Annotated in this window: 16 protein-coding genes; 9 read left to right on the top strand and 7 right to left on the bottom strand. The window is 73.3% G+C overall.

What is annotated here, in order from left to right; all coding sequences use genetic code 11:
- The first annotated feature begins 41 nt into the window (after window positions 1–41).
- Window positions 42–1,400 (top strand): Pup--protein ligase, encoded by a 1,359-nt coding sequence (gene pafA, locus Asi02nite_RS27750; protein ID WP_203716865.1) that lies wholly within the window; start codon window positions 42–44, stop codon window positions 1,398–1,400.
- Window positions 1,401–1,426: 26 nt separating this feature from the next.
- Window positions 1,427–1,693, top strand: a complete 267-nt coding sequence (locus tag Asi02nite_RS27745; protein ID WP_373312336.1) for a hypothetical protein — start codon at window positions 1,427–1,429, stop codon at window positions 1,691–1,693.
- Here the strand turns inward: Asi02nite_RS27745 and Asi02nite_RS27740 are convergent.
- Together Asi02nite_RS27740 and Asi02nite_RS27735 are read right to left on the bottom strand one after the other, a co-directional pair.
- Complete coding sequence (locus tag Asi02nite_RS27740) at window positions 1,640–2,764, bottom strand: DUF3866 family protein (RefSeq protein WP_203716864.1); 1,125 nt, start codon at window positions 2,762–2,764, stop codon at window positions 1,640–1,642. The genes Asi02nite_RS27745 and Asi02nite_RS27740 overlap by 54 nt on opposite strands.
- 11 nt (window positions 2,765–2,775) lie before the next feature.
- On the bottom strand, window positions 2,776–3,819 hold the full coding sequence (locus tag Asi02nite_RS27735) for a cation diffusion facilitator family transporter (RefSeq protein ID WP_239127160.1): 1,044 nt from the start codon (window positions 3,817–3,819) through the stop codon (window positions 2,776–2,778).
- Window positions 3,820–3,884: 65 nt separating this feature from the next.
- Here Asi02nite_RS27735 and Asi02nite_RS27730 point away from each other — a divergent pair, with 65 nt between their 5' ends.
- From Asi02nite_RS27730 to Asi02nite_RS27705, 6 genes are all read left to right on the top strand, one after another.
- Window positions 3,885–4,874, top strand: coding sequence for a helix-turn-helix transcriptional regulator (locus Asi02nite_RS27730; RefSeq protein WP_203716863.1), 990 nt, complete (start codon window positions 3,885–3,887; stop codon window positions 4,872–4,874).
- The gene (locus tag Asi02nite_RS27725; RefSeq protein ID WP_203716862.1) at window positions 4,871–5,854 is read left to right on the top strand and encodes a helix-turn-helix transcriptional regulator; all 984 of its coding nucleotides are present in this window, start codon (window positions 4,871–4,873) and stop codon (window positions 5,852–5,854) included. Before Asi02nite_RS27730 ends, Asi02nite_RS27725 begins: the two co-directional genes overlap by 4 nt.
- Before the next feature lie 10 nt (window positions 5,855–5,864).
- On the top strand, window positions 5,865–6,116 hold the full coding sequence (locus Asi02nite_RS27720) for a hypothetical protein (RefSeq protein WP_203716861.1): 252 nt from the start codon (window positions 5,865–5,867) through the stop codon (window positions 6,114–6,116).
- 152 nt (window positions 6,117–6,268) lie between these two features.
- Window positions 6,269–6,553 (top strand): Sec-independent protein translocase subunit TatA, encoded by a 285-nt coding sequence (gene tatA, locus Asi02nite_RS27715; protein ID WP_203716860.1) that lies wholly within the window; start codon window positions 6,269–6,271, stop codon window positions 6,551–6,553.
- Between the two features lie 21 nt (window positions 6,554–6,574).
- Window positions 6,575–7,507, top strand: a complete 933-nt coding sequence (gene tatC / locus Asi02nite_RS27710) for a twin-arginine translocase subunit TatC (RefSeq protein ID WP_203716859.1) — start codon at window positions 6,575–6,577, stop codon at window positions 7,505–7,507.
- A 41-nt stretch (window positions 7,508–7,548) separates the two neighbouring features.
- Window positions 7,549–8,463: a diacylglycerol kinase gene (locus tag Asi02nite_RS27705; RefSeq protein WP_203716858.1), complete on the top strand. Its 915-nt coding sequence runs from the start codon at window positions 7,549–7,551 to the stop codon at window positions 8,461–8,463.
- A 3-nt stretch (window positions 8,464–8,466) separates the two neighbouring features.
- Here Asi02nite_RS27705 and Asi02nite_RS27700 read toward each other — a convergent pair whose 3' ends face one another.
- A complete protein-coding gene (locus tag Asi02nite_RS27700; protein ID WP_203716888.1) occupies window positions 8,467–9,219 on the bottom strand; it encodes an HAD family hydrolase in 753 nt (250 codons plus the stop codon).
- Window positions 9,220–9,310: 91 nt separating this feature from the next.
- Between Asi02nite_RS27700 and Asi02nite_RS27695 the strand changes: the two genes are divergently transcribed.
- A complete protein-coding gene (locus Asi02nite_RS27695) occupies window positions 9,311–12,085 on the top strand; it encodes a DEAD/DEAH box helicase (RefSeq protein ID WP_203716857.1) in 2,775 nt (924 codons plus the stop codon).
- Between the two features lie 29 nt (window positions 12,086–12,114).
- Here the strand turns inward: Asi02nite_RS27695 and Asi02nite_RS27690 are convergent, their stop codons facing one another.
- The 4 genes from Asi02nite_RS27690 to Asi02nite_RS27675 are packed head-to-tail and all read right to left on the bottom strand — an operon-like array spanning window position 12,115 to window position 16,000.
- Window positions 12,115–13,044: a 5'-3' exonuclease gene (locus Asi02nite_RS27690; RefSeq protein ID WP_203716856.1), complete on the bottom strand. Its 930-nt coding sequence runs from the start codon at window positions 13,042–13,044 to the stop codon at window positions 12,115–12,117.
- A gap of 2 nt (window positions 13,045–13,046) precedes the next feature.
- Window positions 13,047–14,288, bottom strand: coding sequence for an MFS transporter (locus Asi02nite_RS27685; RefSeq protein ID WP_203716855.1), 1,242 nt, complete (start codon window positions 14,286–14,288; stop codon window positions 13,047–13,049).
- 12 nt (window positions 14,289–14,300) lie between these two features.
- A complete protein-coding gene (locus tag Asi02nite_RS27680; RefSeq protein WP_203716854.1) occupies window positions 14,301–14,987 on the bottom strand; it encodes a phosphatase PAP2 family protein in 687 nt (228 codons plus the stop codon).
- A gap of 11 nt (window positions 14,988–14,998) precedes the next feature.
- Window positions 14,999–16,000 carry a TolB family protein gene (locus tag Asi02nite_RS27675; protein WP_203716887.1) on the bottom strand — a complete coding sequence of 334 codons (1,002 nt, stop codon included), beginning with the start codon at window positions 15,998–16,000 and terminating at the stop codon, window positions 14,999–15,001.
- Window positions 16,001–16,003 lie beyond the last annotated feature (3 nt).

Below are 16,003 nucleotides of genomic sequence, written 5' to 3'. Positions count from 1 at the left end.
GGTACTGACCACTGACCGGGTTTCCCGGCTAGTGTCTTGCTATGGAGCGGCGAATCTTCGGGCTCGAGACCGAATACGGGGTCACCTGCACCTATCGGGGGCAACGACGGCTGTCGCCGGACGAGGTCGCCCGTTACCTGTTCCGGCGGGTGGTGTCCTGGGGTCGGTCGAGCAACGTCTTCCTCCGCAACGGCGCGCGGCTCTACCTCGACGTCGGCTCCCACCCGGAATACGCGACCCCCGAGTGCGACAACGTCGCCGACCTGGTGGCGCACGACCGGGCGGGTGAGCGGATCCTCGAGGGGCTGCTCGTCGACGCCGAGAAGCGGCTGCACGACGAGGGCATCGCGGGCGAGATCTATCTCTTCAAGAACAACACCGATTCGGCCGGCAACTCGTACGGGTGCCACGAGAACTACCTGGTCTCCCGGCACGGCGAGTTCGGCCGGCTCGCCGACGTCCTGATCCCGTTCCTGGTCACCCGGCAGCTCATCTGCGGTGCCGGCAAGGTCCTGCAGACGCCCCGGGGCGCCGTCTACTGCCTGAGCCAGCGGGCCGAGCACATCTGGGAGGGCGTCTCGTCGGCGACCACCCGGTCCCGCCCGATCATCAACACGCGCGACGAGCCGCACGCCGACGCCGAGCGCTACCGCCGCCTCCACGTGATCGTCGGCGACAGCAACATGAACGAGGTCACCACGCTGCTCAAGGTCGGCTCGGCCGACATCGTGCTGCGGATGATCGAGGCCGGCGTGGTCATGCGCGACCTGTCGCTGGAGAACCCGATCCGGGCCATCCGCGAGGTGTCGCACGACGTGACCGGGCGCCGCAAGGTCCGCCTCGCCAACAACAAGGAGATCAGCGGCCTCGAGATCCAGCAGGAATACCTGGCCAAGGCGACCGAGTTCGTCGAGCGCCGGGGCGGCGACCAGACCGCCAAGCGGGTCGTCGAGCTGTGGGGCCGGGTCCTGCGGGCGATCGAGACCGGCGACCTGGAGCCCGTGTCCCGCGAGATCGACTGGGTGACCAAGCTCCGGCTGATCGAGCGCTACCAGGACAAGTTCGACCTCCCCCTGTCCCACCCCCGGATCGCGCAGATGGACCTCGCCTACCACGACCTCCGGCGCGGGCGCGGGCTCTACGGGCTCATGGAGAAGCGTGGCCAGGTCGACCGGGTCGCCACCGACCTGGAGATCTTCGAGGCCAAGGAGACCCCGCCGCAGACCACCCGGGCGCGGCTGCGGGGCGAGTTCATCCGGCACGCCCAGGAGAAGCGGCGCGACTTCACCGTCGACTGGGTGCACCTCAAGCTCAACGACCAGGCGCAGCGCACCGTGCTCTGCAAGGACCCGTTCCGCGCGTACGACGAGCGGGTGGAACGCCTGATCGCGAGCATGTGACGCGATTCGGTTAGGCTCGGGGCACCATGACGGTCCCCGAGCAGCGCGACAGCGCCCCGCAGCAGCGTTCGCAGGAGCAGTGGCCCGACGCCACCCGCACCTCGGGGCTGTCCATGCCCGAGACGCGGCCCGAGGTGATCCGCCAGGGCTGGCTCGAGAAGCGGCGCGCCAAGGTGCGCGACGAGCTCGACCGCAACCGCCGCGGCGACTACAAGGTCCCCACCTGGGTGCTGGCGGTCCTACTGGTCGCGCTGCTGACCGGCTGGCTGCTCCTGATCTTCCTGAACGGCTAGCCCTACGGCGTGCCGTCCGGCGGCCGCGGCCGTGAGGAAATAGCCGTGGTCCGCGTCCAGCCCGCGGCCCATCGTCGACAGCGCGACCGGCGAGGCCCGCAGCGCCTCGTCCAGCCCGGCGGAGGGCACGCGGATGATCCGGTGCCGGACCGACAGCTCCGACAGTTGCGCCTCGACCCGCTCGGCCAGCGGCGCCGCCAGGCCGTCGGGCAGCGGCAGGTCGCAAGGGACCAGCGCCACCCGCCCGTAGGCGGTCAGGCTGTGGTGCGAGATGCCGCGGTGCCGGTCGCGCGGGTCCGCGTCGGAGATCCGCAGCGCGCCGACCGCCTGGCCGCCGAGCGCGGCTACCGCGTTGACCGCCTCGCCGACCGCGACGCCCGAGAACGCCCACGGCAGCCCGGCGCCGAGGTTGCCCGGACCCTGCGCGACCACCGCCACGTCGGCGCCGAGGGCATGGCGGGCGGCGAGCAGACCGCTGTGGGTGGTGACCGCCTCCAGGTCGCCGCCGAACGCCTGCCCGACGGTGATCGTGCCGACGAGCCGGTCGCGCAGGCCGTCCAGCGTGCGGGAGAACCACGCAGGCAGGGCGCCGCCGTCGGTCATCACGTACGCGACCCGGGCGTCGGGCCGGTCGGCGTGGATGCCGGCGAGGACGGCCGGCAGTGCGGAGTGCAGGTCGGCGGTGACCACCGGCATCCCGCCGAGCGTGTCGGCGGCGGCGATCGCGGCGTGGTGTGGCGACGACGGCTCCTCGACGCCGCGCACGATCGCCTGCAGCGGCGTGTAGCGGGCCTTGACCACGTGGCCCTCGTCGCGGTCGGTGCCGGCGCCGGGCGGGTCCGGCGGCAGCCGGTCGGGCAGTGCCACGACCAGCGCGTAGCCGCCGGTGCCGAGGCCCATGAGCTGGGCGTTGACGTTGAGCAGGACGCGGTCGCCGGGCTCCGGCTCGCCGACCAGCGCGGGGTAGGCCAGCGCGCGGAACGCCGTGCCGTCCACCGCCACCGTCAGCTCGACGGCGCCCCGCCAGCGGCGCCGCACCTCCGTGACCACTCCGGAGCGCCATCTGACCATGGCAGGAAAGGTTACCGGTCGGGCTCGGCGCGTCCCGCGCGGCCGCGGGTGGGATCCAGGAACACGTACCGGATCGACGGGTAGATGGTGGTCAGCCGGCGCTCGGCGGCGTCGGCGGCGGCCTCGATGTCGGCGCCGGTGGCGTCGTCGGCGAAGTCGACCTTGGCGGCCACCAGCACGTCCTCGGGCCCGAGTTGCATGGTCAGGAGCTGGTCGACCCGGTCGACGGTGGGCACCGCGGAGAGCTCCGCGCGCAGCCGCTGGTGCAGGCGGCGGGGGACCGCCCGCCCGACGAGCAGCGAGACGTTGGCCACCGACAGGGTGGCGGCGACGATCAGGAGCAGCACGCCGATGCCGATCGAGGCGATGCCGTCCCAGACCGGGTCGCCGGTCGCCTCGGTCAGGCCCAACCCGGCCGCGGCCAGCGCGAGGCCGATCAGGGCCGCACTGTCCTCCAGGAAGACGGCCTTGACCGCGGTGTCGGGGGTCGCCCGCAGGAAGCGGAACGGCGAGGTGCGCCAGCGGGTCGCCTCGCCGCGGACCTGGCGCACCGCCCGGATGAACGAGATGCCCTCGAGGATCGCGGAGACGATCAGCACGATGTACGCGACCAGGAAGTCGCCGGCCTCCTCGCCGCGCAGGATCGTGTCGATGCCGCGCTCGATCGAGAACCCGGCGCCGGCGACGAACGTGAACAGCGCGGCGATGAACGCCCAGACGTAGCTCTCCTTGCCGTAGCCGAACGGGTGCCGGTCGTCCGGGTCCTTCGCCCCGCGCCGCAGGGCCGTGTAGAGCAGCACCTCGGTGGTCGTGTCGGCGAACGAGTGGGCCGCCTCGGCGAGGATCGCGGCTGAGCCGGTCAGCAGGCCGGCGACGAGCTTCGCGCCCGCGATCGCCAGGTTGGCCAGGCCGGCGATGATCACGGTGAGGACGGACTCGGACGGGGCGGTGTCGGCGTCCGGAATCGCCGCGTGGCGTACCTCGGGCTCCCCTTCCAGATCGATGTCGTCCATGTCCGACGGCCGCTCCGGGCCGCCCGGGTGTTCCGAGGTCACGATGGCCAGGCTATGCCCCACAAGGGTGTGCGCACACGCGTACCAACACTGCTAGCGTCTTGGGAGTGTCGCGGACCCGCACCGAGCGCCTGGTCAACCTGGTGATCTGCCTGCTCTCGACGCGACGGTTCCTCACCGCCGCGCAGATCGCCGCGACCGTGCCGGGCTACGAGCACGATCCCGAGGATCCCAAGGACCACGAGGCGTTCCAGCGCAAGTTCGAACGCGACAAGTCTGAGCTGCGCGAACTCGGCGTCCCGCTGGAGACCGGCGCCGCGAGCGCGTTCGACACCGAGCCCGGCTACCGCATCGCCCGCCGCGACTACGCCCTGCCCGACATCCCGCTCGCGCCCGACGAGGCCGCCGCCGTAGGCATCGCCGGGCGGCTCTGGCAGCACGCCGGCCTCGCCGCCGCGGCCTCGTCCGGGCTCGCCAAGCTGCGCGCCGCCGGCGTCGACGTCGACCCGCAGGCGACCCTGGGCGTCGAGCCGATCGTCCGGGTCGACCCGACCTTCGCGCCGCTGACGGCGGCCGCCCGCGACCGGCGCACGGTGGCCTTCGACTACCGGGTGGTCGAGCAGGACGCCGCGACCAGCCGCCGGCTCCAGCCGTGGGGCGTGGTGTGCTGGCGGGGCCGGTGGTACGTGGTGGGTCACGACCTCGACCGCGGCGCCCCGCGCTGCTTCCGGCTGTCCCGGGTGGTCGGCGCGGTCCGCGTCACCGGCCGGCCCGGCGGTTACGAGCCACCCCGCGACCTCGACCTGATCAGCTACGTCGCCCGGTTCAGCGGGCCGATCGAGCGCACCGGCCGGGCCACCGTGCTGGTCCGCCGGGGCCGGGCGGCCGGCCTACGGCGCTGGGCACAGGAGACGACCCCGGGAGCGGAGTTCGACCGGGTGGTCCTGCGGTACGCCGACGTCGACTTCATCGCCACCCAACTGGTCGGCTACGGGCCCGACGTGCGGGTGGTCGAGCCGCCCGAGGTGCGCGACGCGGTGATCCAGCGCCTCAAGGAGACGGCGGCCCGCCACGACTCGACGCCGGTGCCGGCATGAGCGCGGCGGGCCTACGACCGAGCGCGGACCGGCTCGGGCGGCTGCTCAACCTGGTGCCCTACCTGCTCGCGCGGCCCGGCATCGAGGTCGCGCAGGCGGCCGCCGACCTGGGCGTCACCCAGCGGCAGCTGCGCGAGGACCTGGAGCTGCTCTGGGTGTGCGGGCTGCCCGGCTACGGCCCCGGCGACCTGATCGACATGGCCTTCGACGGCGACCGGGTGACCATCACCTACGACGCCGGCATCGACCGGCCGCTGCGGCTGACGCCCGACGAGGCGCTGGCGCTCGTCGTGGCGCTGCGGATGCTCGCGGAGACGCCGGGCATGGCCAACCGCGACGCGATCGAGCGGGCGCTGGCCAAGATCGAGCACGCGGCCGGCGACCTGGCCGGCGCGCCGGTCGCGGTGCGGATGCCGGGCAGCGACGACCGGCTGGCCACGCTGCGCGGGGCGGTCGAGCGCGGCCGGGCGCTGCGGATCACCTACTACGCGCAGACCCGCGACGAGACGACGGAGCGGGTCATCGACCCGATGCGGCTGCTGATGGTCGAGGGCCGGGCGTACGTGGAGGCGTGGTGCCGCCGGGCCGAGGCCGTCCGGCTGTTCCGGGCCGACCGGATCGACGCGCTGACCGAGCTCGACGAGCCGGCCGCGCCGCCCTCCGGTGCCGAGCCGCACGACGTCAGCGACGGGGTCTTCGCACCCGGGCCCGAGCTGCCGCTGGTCACGATCAAGGTGGGCCGGGGCGGGCGGTGGATCACCGAATACTATCCGTGCGAGGAGGTACGGCCCGACGGGCGCGACTCCGACGAGTGGGTGGTCTCGTTGCGGGTCACCGACCTCGCCTGGGCGCAGCGGTTCGTGCTGGGCCTCGGTCCCGACGCGACCGCCGTGTCGCCGCCCGAGCTCGTCGAGCGGGTCCGGGACGCGGCGACCGCCGCTCTCGACGCGTACGCGGCGCCGATCCCCGAAAACGCCTAAGCTGTCCGCCGTGGTGCTCTGGATCGTCATCGGCGCGGCCGTCCTCGGCCTGATCGTCCTCGCGCTGGCCGCCCGGCCGGTGCTGGCCCGGCTGCCCGAGCTGGCCCGGGCGCTGCGCCGCCTCCAGGACCGGCAGGCCCGGGCCGAGCAGCTCGGCGCCGAGCTGCTGGTGCTGCAGGAACAGGTCGAGGCGGTCCAGCAACGCGCTGTGGTGGCGCAGGAGCGGATCGCGGTGATCAAGGCCGGTCGCGGTCGGGCCTGACGCCCGAATTGCCGTTCTTGGGCCGCCGGCCCACCAGACTTCACCGGCTATTGAGGTCTCCCGGGCAGTGGCGTCGTCGTTTGTCACCCGTAGGATGGGCTCGTCACCCCGACGAAGCACACCGTCCGACACTGATCGACTTTGGAGTTCCCATGGGCGCCCTCAAGCCGTGGCACATAGCCGTCCTCGTCGTGCTGCTGATCCTGCTCTTCGGCGCGAAGCGGCTTCCGGACGCGGCGCGCTCGCTCGGCCGCTCCCTGCGGATCATCAAGGCCGAGACCAAGGGCCTCGTCGACGACGACAAGGGCGACCTGGCCGAGAAGGCCGACGCGCAGGCCGGCCGCCAGCCGCTGCCGCCCCAGCAGGTGCAGCAGCAGCCGGCGCAGACCCCGCCTCCGGTGGTCGACCCGGTGCAGCGCAGCCGCGACGTGATCTGACGACCGGGACAGCGTCCGGTCATGGCAGTCTCGTTACGGCGTAAGGGGCCGACCGAGTTCCAGCGTGCCGCCGACGGCTCGATGACCCTGATCGAGCACATCCGGGAGCTGCGCAACCGGCTGTTCAAGGCGTCGCTGGCGCTGCTGGTCTGCATCATCATCGGCTACTTCCTGGCGCAACCGGTCTTCGACATCCTCAAGCAGCCCTACTGCGCGCAGTTCCCGGGCAAGTCGTGCGCCGAGGTGGAGTTCCTCCAGCTCGCCGCGACCGACGGCTTCCTGCTCAAGCTCAAGCTGGCGCTCTGGGTGGGCCTGATCCTCGCCTCGCCGGTGTGGCTCTACCAGCTCTGGGCGTTCATCGCGCCGGGGCTGCACCGCCACGAGCGCAAGTACGCGTACTTCTTCGTCGCCCTCGCGGCGCCGCTGTTCGTCGGCGGCGCCGTGCTGGCCTACTTCGTCGTCTCCAAGGGCCTGCACTTCCTCCTGGAGGCGGGCGTTACCGGGGTCGAGCAACAGCTCGAGGTCACGCGCTACATCGGCTTCGTCACCAACATGTTGCTGATCTTCGGCGTGGCGTTCGAGTTCCCGCTCATCGTGCTGATGCTCAACTTCGTCGGCGTGGCCAGCGCCAAGCGGCTGCTGAGCTGGTGGCGGGTCGCGGTCTTCGTGTTCTTCCTGTTCTCGGCGGTGGTCACCCCGACACCCGACCCGTTCGGCATGACGGCGCTGGGCGCCTGCCTGTCCGCGCTCTACTTCGGCGCGGTCGGCATCGCCTTCCTCAACGACCGGCGGCGCGGGCGGGGCAGGGAGATCTACGAAGGCGTCGACGACGACGAGATGTCGGCGCTCGAGGACGACCGCGAGCCGGTCGCCGCGGGCGCGCCGATCGAGCCGATCGCTCCGGTCGCCGCACCGCAGCCGATCGACCGACGGTTCGACGAAGACATCACCTGACCTCTCTGTCGCGGCGGCGCACCCGGGGATAGGGTGCCGCGATGAAGATCGACAGACCGCTCGCGGTGCTGGCCAACCCCGGAGCGGGGCGTGGCCGGCACCGCGGCGTCCTGCCGTTCGTGCTGGCCCACCTCCGCTCCACCGGCCGTGCGGTCGAGACGCTGACCGCGCGTACCGCCGACGAGGCCCGGGCGGCCTGCCACGCCGCGGTCGACGGCGGCGCGGGCGCCCTCGTGGTGGTCGGCGGCGACGGCACCGTCCACCTGGCGCTGCAGGCGCTGGCCGGCACCGGCGTGCCGCTGGGCATCGTGCCGGCGGGCACCGGCAACGACTTCGCCGTGGCGGCGGGCTTCGGCACCGACCCGCACGCCGCGGTCGCGATGGTCACCGGCGCCGTCAACGCCGCCGAGACCGCCGCGCTCGACCTGGCCCGGCTCACCACCACCGACGGCACGGTCCACTGGTTCGGCGGCGTCCTCGCGGCCGGCTTCGACGCGGTCGTCAACGAGCGCGGCAACCGGATGCGCTGGCCGCGCGGCCCGATCCGGTACGACCTGGCGATCCTGGTCGAGCTCGCCCGGCTGCGGGCCCGCCGCTACCGGCTGACGCTCGACGGCGTGGCCCAGGAACGCGACGCGGTGCTGGTCGCGGTGGCCAACGGGCCGAGCTACGGCGGCGGCATGCGGATCTGCCCCGACGCCGACCCGGCCGACGGGCGGCTCGACCTGACCGTGGTGGCGCCGATCAGCCGGGGCACGCTCGTGCGGGTGAAGCCGCGGATCTACGCGGGCACCCACGTGACCCACCCGGCCGTCGCCACCTACCGGGCCACCCGCGTGGAACTGGCCGCCGACGGCATCGTCGGCTACGCCGACGGCGAGCGGATAGCCCCGCTCCCGCTGACGATCGAGTGCGTACCCGGAGCCCTGCGGGTGCTACGCCCGCAGGGGCGGTGATTCTCAGACGCGGGTGAGGGCGACCGCGCCCGCGAGGCCGTTGATCGTGCCAGGTTCACCCGCCGGGAGGACGAGGGCGGCCAGGCCCGCGCGGACCGCGCCCGCGTCGGCCGGTGTGTCGCCGACCATCAGCGCCCGCTCCGGCTCGACGCCGAGCAGGCCGCAGGCCCGCAGGAAGATCGCCGGGTCCGGCTTGCAGCGGCCGATCTCGTACGAGAGCACGAACGCGTCGACGAGGTCGGCGAGCCCCCAGCTCGCGAAGTGCGGCCGGATGTCGAAGCCGATGTTGCTGACCACCGCCACGGGCACCCCGGCCGCCCGCAGCGCCTTGAGCGACTCGGCGGTGTCGGCGTACGGCAACCAGCCCTCGGCGCCGAGCAGCCGGTCGTAGAGGGCGTCGGCGAGTCCCTCGATGTCGGTGTTGACGGTCGCCGCGAGCCCCACGAACGCCGCCCGGTGGGCGTGCGCGTAGAGGTCGCGGTCGGCCCACACCTCGGCCAGGTGCACCGGCACCCGGGCGGGCAGCGGACCACCGGCCCGGCCGGCGGTGACGAGGCGGTCGGCGAGCACGGTCGCCTTCCCCCGGTCGAGGTCGGCACCGCAGGCGACCGCGGCGGCGATCACCCACGCGACCGGATCCTCCACCTGGGCCAGGGTCCCGTGGAAGTCGAAAAGGACGGCCTCGACCGGATAGCGGGCCGGTTGACCCGGTAGGTCCGGCACACGTGGACTGGGCGGCTCCGCGTGGTCTGGCATTGGCACGCCGAGGACCTTACCTACGACCCACCTGGCGGGTCCCGCACGGCCTACCGCGTCGGCGCGGCGCGCACGCCGTAATCTTGGATACATGTCGAGCCCCGCCGAGCGCTACGCAGCGGCGCGCCGCCGGGCCGCCCGGGCCAGCGCGTTCCCGGCCCTGGAGGATTTCGCCCTTGGCCTGGGCTTTGACCTGGACGACTTCCAGCGGGAGGCGTGCGAGGCCCTCGAACGCGGCAGCGGCGTGCTGGTCTGCGCACCCACCGGCGCCGGCAAGACGGTGGTCGGTGAGTTCGCGGTCCACCTCGCGCTGGCGAAGGGCGCCGGTGACGAATCGGACGCGCCGCCCAAGAAGTGCTTCTACACCACGCCGATCAAGGCGCTCTCGAACCAGAAGTTCCACGACCTGGTCGAGCGGCACGGCGCGGCGAACGTCGGCCTGCTGACCGGCGACAACGCGATCAACGGCGACGCGCCCGTGGTGGTCATGACCACCGAGGTGCTGCGCAACATGCTCTACGCCGGCTCCCCGGCGCTGCAGGGCCTGGCGTACGTGGTGATGGACGAGGTCCACTACCTGGCCGACCGGTTCCGCGGCGCGGTCTGGGAAGAGGTGATCATCCACCTCCCGGCGTCAGTGACATTGATCTCACTGTCGGCCACGGTCTCCAACGCCGAGGAGTTCGCCGACTGGCTCGTGACGGTCCGGGGCCACACCGACGTCGTGGTCAGCGAGCACCGGCCGGTCCCGCTCTGGCAGCACATGCTGGTCGGCCGCCGGATGTTCGACCTGTTCCACGACGCCGCCGCGGCCCGCAAGCACGACGTGCACCCCGAGTTGCTGCGCTACTCGCGGGAGATGCTGCGCCGGCTGGAGATGGGCCGCGACGGCTTTTCGGGCGGCGCCGCCCGGGGCGGCCGTGGGCCCCGCTGGAAGGGCCCGCTGCGCGCCGAGATCGTCGAGCGCCTCGACCGGGAAAACCTGCTTCCCGCGATCCTGTTCATCTTCAGCCGCGCCGGCTGTGACGCGGCCGTGCAGCAGTGCCTCGCCGCCGGCCTGCGGCTGACCACGCCCGACGAGCGGGCCGAGATCCGCCGCATCGTCGAGGACCGGATCACCGCCATCCCGGGTGAAGACCTTTCGGTGCTCGGCTACTGGGAGTGGCTCGACGGCCTCGAGCGCGGCCTGGCCGCGCACCACGCCGGCATGCTGCCGGCGTTCAAGGAGGTCGTCGAGGAGCTGTTCGTCCGCGGCCTCGTCAAGGCCGTCTTCGCCACCGAGACGCTGGCGCTGGGCATCAACATGCCGGCCCGGTGCGTGGTGCTGGAGCGCCTGGTCAAGTTCAACGGCGAGGCGCACGTCGACCTGACGCCGGGCGAATACACGCAGCTCACCGGCCGCGCCGGCCGTCGCGGCATCGACGTCGAGGGCCACGCGGTGGTCGTCTGGTCGCCCGAGGTCGACCCACGGCACGTCGCCGGCCTGGCGTCGACCCGGACCTATCCGCTGCGGTCGAGCTTCCGGCCCTCGTACAACATGGCCGTGAACCTGGTCGGGACCGTCGGCGCCGAGCGCTCCCGCGCGCTGCTGGAGGCGTCGTTCGCCCAGTTCCAGGCCGACCGGTCGGTCGTCGGGCTGGCCAAGCAGGTGCAGCGCAACGAGGAGACGATCGCGCAGTACACCGACGAGGTGAAGTGCGACCTCGGCGACTTCGACGAATACTTCGACCTGCGGATGCAGATCGGCGAGCGCGAGCGCGCGCTGGCCCGGCAGGGCCTCTCGCAGCGCCGCGCCCAGGCGGTGTCGTCGCTGGAGCGGCTGCGGGTCGGCGACGTGATCCGCGTGCCGTCCGGCCGGCGGGCGGGCCTCGCGGTGGTGCTGGAGCCGGGCACGGGTGGCTTCGGCGACCCGCGGCCGCTCGTGCTCACCCAGGACCGCTGGGCGGGCCGGGTGACGTCGGCCGACTTCACGTCGCCGGCCGAGGTGCTGGCCCGGGTCCGGGTGCCGAAGAACTTCAACCACCGCAACCCGGCGGCCCGGCGGGACCTGGCGGCCACGGTCACCGGCACGGGCCTCGACCGGCACAGCCGGCGCGGCCGGCGGGCCCGCGGCACCGGCGACGACGCGCACCTGCTGGAGATCCGCGACAAGCTGCGCAAGCACCCGGCCCACGCGTGCCCGGACCGCGAGGAGCACGCCCGCTGGGCCGAGCGGCGCCGGCGGCTGCAGCTCGACACCGACGAGCTGCGCAAGCGGGTGGCGAGCCGGACGGGTTCCCTGGCCCGCACGTTCGACCGGGTGTGCGCGCTGCTGGCTTCCCGGGGCTATCTGTCCGAGACGGGCGAGGTCACCGAGCACGGCCGGATGCTCGCCCGGATCTGGTCCGAGGCCGACCTGCTGGTCGCCGAGTGCCTGCGGCGGGGTGTCTGGGACGCCCTGACGCCCGACGAGCTCGCCGGGGCGGTCTCGGTGGTGCTCTACGAGGCCCGCCGGGAGAGCGACGAACGGGCGTCGGTGCCACGCGGCCCCATCACCGACGCGATCGACGAGACCATGAAGATCTGGGCGGAGCTGGAGGCCGACGAGGCCGACCACGGCGTCGACCGCACCCGCGAGCCCGACCTGGGCTTCGTCTGGCCGATCGTGCGCTGGACCCGCGGCGAGGCCCTGGCCAAGGTCCTGGCGAGCGGCCACAACCTGGACGGCGACATGCCGGCCGGCGACTTCGTCCGGTGGACCCGCCAGGTGGTCGACCTGCTCGGCCAGATCGCCGACGCGGGCGGCGCCTCCCAGACGGTCCGCACCACGGCCCGCCAGGCGATCGGCGCCATCAACCGCGGCGTCCTGGCCTACATCAACACCTGACCGACCCGGGGCGGATGGCGGCGCGTCGTTCAGGCGGTGGCGTTGCTGATCGCGTCGACCAGGCGGCGGCAGGGGCCTGCCAGGTTCCACTTGTCGGCCAGCGTCAGCAGCTTGTCGCCGTCGGCCGGGGCCGTGGGCAGCGTCGTGTCGATCGCCGGGAGCGCGATGTCGCGGGCCACCTTGACCACCTTCGGGGCCACCGCGAGGTAGTCGCGGGCCGCGTCCAGCTTGCCGCGCAGGCCCGGCGCGAAGCCCGCCTTCGGGTCGTCCAGGGCCGCCAGCATCGCCTCGACGCTGCCGTAGCGGGTGATCAGGCGGGCGGCCGTCTTGTCGCCCACGCCGGGGACGCCCGGCAGGCCGTCGCTGGGGTCACCGCGCAGCGCCGCGAAGTCGGCGTAGCCCGACGCCGGGACGCCGTACTTCGCCTGGACCGCGGCGTCGTCGCTGTCCTCCAGCTTGGCCACACCGCGGCCGCAGTAGAGCAGGCGGACCGGCTTCGCGTCGTCGACGAGCTGGTAGAGGTCGCGGTCGCCGGAGGCCACCTCGACCGGGCCCGGCTGCGTGGTGGCCAGCGTGCCGAGCACGTCGTCGGCCTCATAGCCCTTCGCGCCGATCGCCGGGATGCCGACCGCGGCCAGGACCTCCAGGATCAGCGGCACCTGGGCCTCGAGGTTGTCGGGCACGACCTCTGTGGACGGTCCGCCCCCGGGCGCCAGGCGGTGTGCCTTGTAGGACGGGATCAGCTCGACCCGCCACGCCGGGCGCCAGTCGTGGTCCAGGGCGCAGACCAGGCGGTCCGGCCGGCGCGTGCGGATCAGCTGCGCGACCATGTCGAGGAAACCGCGGACCGCGTTGACCGGAGTGCCGTCGGGCGCCATGGCCGCCGACTCGGGGATGCCGAAGTAGGCCCGGAAGTAGAGGCTCGCGGAGTCCACGAGCAGCAGCGGTCGTCGGGTCATCGTCACACTCTGCCACGCCCTAGATCGTCGTGGGCAAGGGCCCCGGCCGGCGCGGGCCGCGGGGGCGGCACGGGTGACGGGCCCGACGAGCCGTGCCGGCGCATGTCCCGCAGCGCCACGCCCAGCGCGGCCAGCATGATCAGGCCGCCGACCAGCATGAGCGAGCGCAGGCCGGTCACGGGCAGCAGCACGCCGCCGAGCAGCGACCCGCTCGCGATGCCCGCGTTGAACGCGGAGCCCGAGGCGGCCGACGCCAGGTCAGTGTTGCCGGGCGCGAGTTGCAGCGTGCGGCCCTGCACGGTCGCCGCGAACGCGCTGAACGCGAGCCCGAACAGCGCCAGCAGCGCGACGGTGACGGGCTGGACGGTGCCGAACGCGTACAACAGCACCAGACCGCCGCCGACGAGCGCGAGCGGCACCGCCAGCGCCGCCACCGGCCGGCTGTCGATGAACCGGCCGACGAGGATCGTGCCGACCACGCCGGCGACGCCGGAGACGAGCAGCAGCAACGAGAGCGAGGCGTCGGGGAAGCGGCTGACCTCCAGCAGGAACGGCGTGATGTAGGTCTGCGCGACGAAGTTGCCGGTGATGCCGACCGCGGTGATCACCAGCAGCGCCCGGAACCGCCCCCGGTGCGGCATGGTGCCGCGGGCGGCGCCCCCGTCGGCCGGCCGGAACGACGGCAGCAGCGCGGTGACGACGGCGCCGGCCACCAGGCCGAGCACGGCCAGCACGGCGAACGCGGCGCGCCACCCGGCCTGCTGGCCGATCCAGGTGGCGAGCGGCAACCCGAGCACCGGCGCCAGCGACGGGCCGACCGCGAACCGCGCCACGATGCGGCCGCGGACCTCGGCCGGGAACAACCCGGTCACGGTGGGCCCGACGACAGTCCAGAACATCGCCTGGGTGGCGGCGGTGGCGAGGCGCGCGCCGGCGAGCATCCAGTAGCTGGTGGCCAGCGCCGACACCGCGGTGGCGACGGTGAACACCGCGAACGTCACCGCGAGCAGCCGGCGGCGCGGGATCCGCCTGGTCAGGTGGGCCAACGGCAGCGAGGCGAAGACGACCACGAACGCGTACCCGGTGACGAGCAGCCCGACCTCGGACTGCGACCGGTGCAGGTCGGGCGCCATCACCGTGAGCAGGCCGACCGGCACCAGTTCCGTGGTCACGTAGGCGAACGCCGCCAGGGAGAGCGCCGTCAGGGCGGCCGTGGCCCGGCCGGGGGAGATCGGTGGCGGCATGGGGACATGGTGTCAGCGGGCGCGGGACAGCGACACCGACTTCCGTTCGTCGGTGGGCCGCGGCGGTGGCGCGCCACGCCAGCGCAGCACCGCGTGGTACATGATCGTCAGGCACAGGCCCGCGTTGACGAACGAGCCGACCACGTCGCTCGGGTGGTGCATCCCCCGGTACATCCGGGTCAACGCCACTCCGATCGGAATCAGCACGAAGACGGTCCAGACCAGCGCCTCCCAGCGTCCGCTGGTCGACCGCAGGGCGAACAGCAGCGCGAGTCCGCAGTAGAGTGCGGTCGCGGCCGAGGTGTGGCCCGACGGGAAGCTCGACGTCGGAGGCGAGACGTCCATGTGCTCGACCGCCGGCCGGTGCCGGTCGACCGCCAGCGTCGTGAGCAGGAAGATCAGCGCCTGGGCGGCGACCGCGCCGGCCAGGAACAGCGGCTCGCGCCACGGGCGGTGGGTGACCAGCAGGATCACCACCGCGAACGCGCACACCGCGATCACCGACCAGGTGTCGGCGATCGTGCTGAACACCAGCGACGCCGCGGTCAGCGGCCCGGACCGGGCCTCCTCCAGCGCCTTGTTGACCTGGTCCTCGCCGGCGGCGGGCCACCAGGACGCGGTCACGACCTGACCGAGCAGCAGCATCAGCCCGTAGAGGGCCACGAGCGGCAACACGAGCCGCAGCAGAACCTGACGCATGGCAAACGTCCTTACCCGTTCGTGCGCGCGGTTACGCCGTCCAGTGCCGCCGGCGACTCCGCACCGGGCACGAGCAGCCGCGGCGCGCCCCCGCCGGAGGCGGGCACCGACCACACGTCGGGGCGGCCGTCACCCTGGCGCAGCGTGTAGCCGATCGTGTCGCCGGAGAGCCAGGCCGGCTGGTCGTCGACGCTCGCGGTCTCGGCCAGCGGCGTCACCGCGAGCGTGCCGAGGTCGAGCACGGACAGTCGCCAGCCGCGCGTCGGGTCGCCGTCGATCGCGTGCTTGAACGCGATCCGCGTGCCGTCCGGCGACAGCGACGGGCACTCCACGTTGTCGGCCACGGTGTGCAGCGACCGGGCGGCCAGGTCGCCCTTCATCAGGTAGCGGTGTCCACCGGTGGACATCGTGGCGTAGAACGTGTTGTCGTCGGCCGCGAAGGTCACGCCCCAGAAGTTGCGGTCCGCCGCCTTCACCACCACGCCGTCGCGCGACGCGGTGAACTCCTCGAGCGAGGCGACCATCGTGCCGTCCCGGGTGTCCAGGATCCCGGTGCGGGTCGAGAAACCGCCGCTGTTGTACGAGTCGCCACCCACGAACGTCGTCCACGCCACGAGCCGCCCGGAGGCCGACACCCGGGCGCGGTTGGGCAGCCCCGGGATGTCCGCGGAGCGCACGGGCGTGAGCGTCCGGTCCAGGACCACCATCCGGTACGTCCACGGGGTGGCCGGCTGCAGGCAGATCCCGGTGCCCCCGGCCGCGTAGGCCCGCACGCACTCGACGCCCGAGACCGTCCGCGGCCCGGACGGGTCCGAAGTGGACACCGTCGCGACGTGCCGGTCGGTCACGGTCAGCAGCACGGGCGCGGCGTCCAGCGTCACCGGCCCGGCGGCCGCTGCGGCACCGTCCGACGAGGGCGTCCGCGCCGCCGCACCCTGGATGTAGAGCGTGGCGACGACCGCCAGCACCACCGCCACGCCCAGCACCGCGAGCACCCGCACCCGTACGCTCATGCC

This window comes from Asanoa siamensis (assembly GCF_016862555.1).
Taxonomy (GTDB): domain Bacteria; phylum Actinomycetota; class Actinomycetes; order Mycobacteriales; family Micromonosporaceae; genus Asanoa; species Asanoa siamensis.
Note: the sequence above shows the minus strand (reverse complement) of the source record. Positions and strands in the feature narration are given on the sequence as shown.

What these genes read in the sequence shown, in the direction of transcription:
- pafA (WP_203716865.1), top strand. Translation starts at nt 42, where the DNA reads ATGGAGCGGCGAATCTTCGGGCTCGAGACCGAATACGGGGTCACCTGC.
- Asi02nite_RS27745 (WP_373312336.1), top strand. Translation starts at nt 1,427, where the DNA reads ATGACGGTCCCCGAGCAGCGCGACAGCGCCCCGCAGCAGCGTTCGCAG.
- Asi02nite_RS27740 (WP_203716864.1), bottom strand. Translation starts at nt 2,764, where the DNA reads ATGGTCAGATGGCGCTCCGGAGTGGTCACGGAGGTGCGGCGCCGCTGG.
- Asi02nite_RS27725 (WP_203716862.1), top strand. Translation starts at nt 4,871, where the DNA reads ATGAGCGCGGCGGGCCTACGACCGAGCGCGGACCGGCTCGGGCGGCTG.
- tatA (WP_203716860.1), top strand. Translation starts at nt 6,269, where the DNA reads ATGGGCGCCCTCAAGCCGTGGCACATAGCCGTCCTCGTCGTGCTGCTG.
- tatC (WP_203716859.1), top strand. Translation starts at nt 6,575, where the DNA reads ATGGCAGTCTCGTTACGGCGTAAGGGGCCGACCGAGTTCCAGCGTGCC.
- Asi02nite_RS27705 (WP_203716858.1), top strand. Translation starts at nt 7,549, where the DNA reads ATGAAGATCGACAGACCGCTCGCGGTGCTGGCCAACCCCGGAGCGGGG.
- Asi02nite_RS27700 (WP_203716888.1), bottom strand. Translation starts at nt 9,219, where the DNA reads ATGCCAGACCACGCGGAGCCGCCCAGTCCACGTGTGCCGGACCTACCG.
- Asi02nite_RS27695 (WP_203716857.1), top strand. Translation starts at nt 9,311, where the DNA reads ATGTCGAGCCCCGCCGAGCGCTACGCAGCGGCGCGCCGCCGGGCCGCC.
- Asi02nite_RS27690 (WP_203716856.1), bottom strand. Translation starts at nt 13,044, where the DNA reads ATGACCCGACGACCGCTGCTGCTCGTGGACTCCGCGAGCCTCTACTTC.
- Asi02nite_RS27685 (WP_203716855.1), bottom strand. Translation starts at nt 14,288, where the DNA reads ATGCCGCCACCGATCTCCCCCGGCCGGGCCACGGCCGCCCTGACGGCG.
- Asi02nite_RS27680 (WP_203716854.1), bottom strand. Translation starts at nt 14,987, where the DNA reads ATGCGTCAGGTTCTGCTGCGGCTCGTGTTGCCGCTCGTGGCCCTCTAC.
- Asi02nite_RS27675 (WP_203716887.1), bottom strand. Translation starts at nt 16,000, where the DNA reads ATGAGCGTACGGGTGCGGGTGCTCGCGGTGCTGGGCGTGGCGGTGGTG.